Below are 4,952 nucleotides of genomic sequence, written 5' to 3' on the forward strand. Positions count from 1 at the left end.
GGCCACCGCCGGATGCGCGCGCGCGCGGGCCCTTCGCCGATATCCGCCGCACCTTGCGCGACAGCGTGCGCAATGACGGCGAAGTACTGCGGCTCGGGCATCTGAAACGACGCCTGCGCCCGCGCAAGATCCTGCTCCTGATCGACGTCTCCGGCTCGATGAAAGCGCGCACCGAGGAGAACATGACGCTCGCCCATGCTCTGATGCAGGCTGCGCGCAATGTCGAGGTGTTCACCTTCGGCACCAGGCTGACGCGTGTCACTCGCGCCCTGCGGATGAAACGCCGCGAGCAGGCGCTGAACGCGGCCGCCCACCTCGTCAGCGACTGGGACGGCGGCACCCGCATCGGCGACGCCTTGCAGGCGTTCCTCGCGGTGCCGCGGTTCGGCGGCTACGCGCGCGGCGCCGCCGTGGTTGTGGTCTCCGACGGGCTCGAACGCGGAGATATTTCGGCGCTGCGCGATGCGGTCGCCAAATTGTCGCGACTCGCCTGGTCGCTGAGCTGGCTGACGCCGCTGGCTAGCGGGCCCGGCTTCCGGCCGCAGACCGAAGCGCTGATCGCGATCGAGCGCTTCGTCGATGATCTCTCCGACGGCGGGTCGAGTGTCGCTGTCGTATCGCATCTGTTGTCGCTCGGAGGAAGGAGAGCCGCATGACCGACATCGTTGACGCCCACCACCACATCTGGCGGCAGGCGGATCTCGCCTGGCTGTCCGGCCCGATGCAGCCGCGCATCTTCGGCCCCTATGAGCCGATTCGCCGCGACTATCCGATCCGCGAATATCTCGACGATCTCGCCGGCACCGGCGTGATCCGCTCGGTCTACGTGCAGACCAACTGGCCTACTGATCGCTCCGAGGACGAAACGGCCTGGGTGCAACAGACGGCGGGCGAGCACGGCTGGCCGCATGCCATCGTCGCCTATGCCGATTTCTCCGCCAGTGACGTGCGCCCGCAACTCGATCGCCTCGCGCGCTATCCGCTGGTGCGCGGCGTGCGCATGCAACTGCACTGGCATGAAAATCCGCTCTACCGTTTCGTCGCGCGTGCCGACCTCTGCGCCGATCCCGTGATCCGCCGCAACGTCGCCCGCCTCGCCGATTATGGCTGGAGTTTTGACCTGCAGGTGTTCGCGCCGCAGATGGCGGATGCCGCCGGCCTCGCCGAAGCCTGCCCCGACGTGACCTTCATCCTGCAGCACGCCGGCATGCTGGAGGACCTGTCGCCGGAAGGCCGCGCCGCCTGGCGCACCGGCATGGCAAGGCTAGCAAGCTGCCCGAACGTGGTCTCAAAACTTTCGGGGCTCGGCACCTTCATTCACCGCAATAACCTCGCGCATATCCGTGGGGTCATCGAGGACACCGTCAATATCTTCGGCGCCGAGCGCTGCCTGTTCGGCTCGAACTTTCCGATCGAAAAACTCTGGACCAGCTATCGCGAACTGATAGCCACCTATCGCGCGGCCACCGTGCAGCTACGCGGAGAGCAGCGCGACGCGCTCTTCAGGGCAACCGCGATGCGCGTCTATCGCATCGGATGACGGCAAAGGATCGCCGCACAAGACAAAGATCAATCGGAAATCGGGAGCGAATGGATGCCGTTGGAAATCAAGATCCTGGACTATGGCGATATCGAGCTGGAGTCGAGCTTCCTCGTGCTCGGGCGCGACTGCGGCCGCACCCGACGCGTGCTGACGCTCGGCTTCCTGATTCTCGGCGGCCCCTATCCTGTCGTGGTCGACACCGGCTATCGCTCCAACCAGATCATGGAGACGCTCGGCATGCGCGGCCTGCAATTCCACGAGAACATGATCGAGAATCAGCTCGCGCGTCACGGCGTGCGCATGGGCGACGTGCGCTTCGTCTGCCACACCCACCTGCACATCGACCATGCCGGCAAGGACGATCTGTTTCCAATGAACACGACCGTCGTCCTCAACCGCCGCGAACTGGAATATTCCGTATCCGGCCTGATGCATCCGCAATATCCGGCGCCCGACATCAAGCACCTGGTCGACCGGTTGCACACCAAGGGCGCGCTGCGCTTCCTCGATCTCGAGATCACCGGCCCTATCGAACTGATGCCCGGTGTCTATTGCGACGCCGCCAATGCCCACACCGAAGGCTCGATGAACATCCACGTTCACACTGCCGACGGCATCGCCACGATCTGCGGCGACGTGATCTATGATTTCAACGACCAGATCGTGACGCCCTTCAACGAGATCCATGACTGGGAGCCGCGCACCACAGGCAACCACGGCACCACCAAGCGCGCGGAGAAGGCCGCGATCAAGAAGCTGCTGAGCGGCTCGCGCTATCTGCTGCCGGTGCACGACCGGCCCGCGAAGATCGAAGGCGGCGCGGTGGTCGGCCGATTGCACGACCAGGTGCCGGGCCCGATCGTGCAGAGCCTGCCGGAGCGCCGCTGGTTCCCGGCGTGAGCTCAAGAGGACTTTAGCCGATGACGCACGTCACCCTGCGGCCGGAATTCGAGAACCTGATCGATCCCTATGCGCCGGTCGGCCAGGTCGGCACGGGCTTCGAGTTCACGGAGGGACCGATCTGGCATCCGACCGATCACTATCTCCTGTTTTCGGACATGCCGGCCGACGTGCGCCGGCGCTGGGATGCGCGGCGCGGCGTCGTCGAGGTCAGACGCCCCTCGAACAAATGCAATGGCATGACCTATGACGCGGAATTGAACCTGATCGTCTGCGAGCATGCCACCTCCTCGCTGATCCGCGAGCGGCCGGACGGGCGACGCGACGTGCTCGCCTCGCATTTCGAGAACCAGGAGCTCAACAGCCCGAACGACGTTTGCGTCCATTCGAGTGGCGCGATCTATTTCTCCGATCCGTGGTATGGCCGCATGCCGGTCTATGGCGTCGAGCGGCCGCGCCAGCTCGGCTTTCAGGGTGTCTATCGCGTGCCGCCCGGCGGCGGCGCGCCCCGCCTGCTCGTCGACCGTAATTTGTTCGAGCAGCCCAACGGACTCTGTTTCTCGCCGGACGAGCGCGCGCTCTATGTCAACGACACCGTGCAGGCGCTGATCCGCGCCTTCGACGTCGAGGCCGACGGCGCGCTCGTCAATCCGCGCGTCTTTGCAAGCAACATCCGCTCCGAGTTCGAGCCCGGCGTGCCCGACGGCATGAAATGCGACCAGCACGGCAATGTCTGGGTCACCGCGCCCGGCGGCGTCTGGGTCTATTCGCGCAATGGCGAACTGCTTGGCAAAGTGCGTCTTCCCGAACTTGTCGCCAATCTCGCCTGGGGCGGCACAGACTTTCGTACGCTCTATCTGACCGCGACACATTCGGTTTACGCGATCCCGACCAAGGTCGGTCCGCGCCACGAGCCCTATATGAGCGGCCGGCGCGGCGGCACTGCAGCCGCTTCTTCGGCGCCCGCCCCTCACCTGATCGATGGCGAGATGCGGCTTGATCCGCAGCGCTGCGCGATGATCATCCAGGATCTGCAGAACGACGTGATCACGGACGGCGGCGCGTTCGCGGAATCAGGCGCGCCGGCGCATGCGCGGCAGCAGCGCGTCGTTGACAATGTCCGGCGGCTTGCGGAAGTCGCGCGCTCGCGCGGCGTCGTCATCATCCATGTCTGGTTCATCGTCGAGCCGGGGGCGCCGGGCGTCACGCTGAACGCGCCGCTGTTCGAAGGCCTGGTCGACAGCAAGGCCATGGTGCGCGGGAGCTGGGGCGCGGCGCCCGTGTCTGGGCTAGAGCCGCGCGCGGGCGATTTCGTCGTCGAGAAGATGCGCATGAGCGCGTGGGAGGGCACGCGGCTCGAAACCATCCTGAAAGCCACCGGCCGTGACATGATCATCAATACCGGCGCCTGGACCAACATGTCGGTCGAGCACACCGCCCGCACCGGCGCCGACAAGGGCTACTTCATGATCGTGCCGGAGGATTGCTGCTCGACCATGAACGCTGACTGGCACAATGCCTCGATCAACTTCGCGCTGCAGAACGTTTCCGTCGTGACCAACGCCGACACCGTCATCAAGGCCATCGGATGAAAGGCGCAGGTGCGTGCCAAAGCTCCTTCATCTCGCCTGCTCGCCGCGCGCCGATTCGGAATCGGCCGCCGGCGCGCGCGTCTTCCTCGAGCATTTTCGCAAAGCCCACTCGGACTGGGACATCGACCTGATGGACCTCTGGCGCGATCATCTGCCCGACTTTTCCGGCGCGATCCTCGATGCCAAATACGCCCGCCTGAAGGGACAAGCCTTCACCGACGCTGAGCGCGACGGCTTCGCCGCCGCCGAGCGCATCGCCTTGCGCCTCGCGCTTGCCGACCGCGTACTGATCTCGACGCCGATGTGGAATTTCGGCATTCCTTATAGGCTGAAGCATTGGCTCGATGTGATCATCCAGCCCGGACTGACGTTCCGCTTCGATCCGTCGCAAGGCTATCTGCCGCCGCTGAAGGATCGGCCGACGCTCGTCATCCTCGCCAGCGGCAGCGACTTCGTCACCGGCATGAATCGCGGACGCATCGATATGGCGACGCCGTACATGCGCGAGGCGCTCCGCTTCATCGGCATCACCAGCGTCCGTTTCGTGCCGATCGGCCCGACCACCGGGCCGGCCGACCCGATCCGGATCGCGCGCGAGCATGCCCATCGCCGCTTGGCCGAGTTGGCTGTGAACTTTTGATCGAGATGGCGAATTACGCCCCTCTTGGCGCGAGCCGAAAATGACCGCCCCTTATCCCGAGGAGCCGCGCCAGCGGCGTCTCGAGGGATCAGCCACAGACTCCTCACTTTCCGTCATTGCGAGCGAAGCGAAGCAATCCATGTCTCCGCTTGCGGCGCTATGGATTGCTTCGCTCTGCTCGCAATGACGATGTGGATGCTTCGGGTGCGACAAATCAACCCGACGGGCAAATCAGCGAAAAGTCTGTCCAGCCCTCGCGCAAAAAACATTCCGCTTT

Annotated in this window: 4 protein-coding genes and 1 pseudogene; all 5 read left to right on the plus strand. The window is 64.8% G+C overall.

The features are described 5' to 3' along the window. Positions 1–656: pseudogene (locus CWO89_RS40660) on the plus strand (VWA domain-containing protein); the annotation flags it as partial. Next, positions 653–1,540 (plus strand): amidohydrolase family protein, encoded by an 888-nt coding sequence (locus CWO89_RS40665; RefSeq protein WP_130583879.1) that lies wholly within the window; start codon positions 653–655, stop codon positions 1,538–1,540. The pseudogene CWO89_RS40660 and the gene CWO89_RS40665, both read left to right, overlap by 4 nt. 54 nt (positions 1,541–1,594) lie before the next feature. Beyond that, a complete protein-coding gene (locus tag CWO89_RS40670) occupies positions 1,595–2,443 on the plus strand; it encodes an MBL fold metallo-hydrolase (RefSeq protein ID WP_130583880.1) in 849 nt (282 codons plus the stop codon). Between the two features lie 20 nt (positions 2,444–2,463). Beyond that, positions 2,464–4,035 (plus strand): isochorismatase family protein, encoded by a 1,572-nt coding sequence (locus CWO89_RS40675; protein WP_130583881.1) that lies wholly within the window; start codon positions 2,464–2,466, stop codon positions 4,033–4,035. 13 nt (positions 4,036–4,048) lie between these two features. Beyond that, on the plus strand, positions 4,049–4,675 hold the full coding sequence (locus tag CWO89_RS40680; RefSeq protein ID WP_130583882.1) for an FMN-dependent NADH-azoreductase: 627 nt from the start codon (positions 4,049–4,051) through the stop codon (positions 4,673–4,675). The last annotated feature ends 277 nt before the right edge of the window (positions 4,676–4,952 follow it).

Origin of the sequence: Bradyrhizobium sp. Leo170, from assembly GCF_004296405.1 — a bacterium.
Lineage (GTDB): Bacteria > Pseudomonadota > Alphaproteobacteria > Rhizobiales > Xanthobacteraceae > Bradyrhizobium.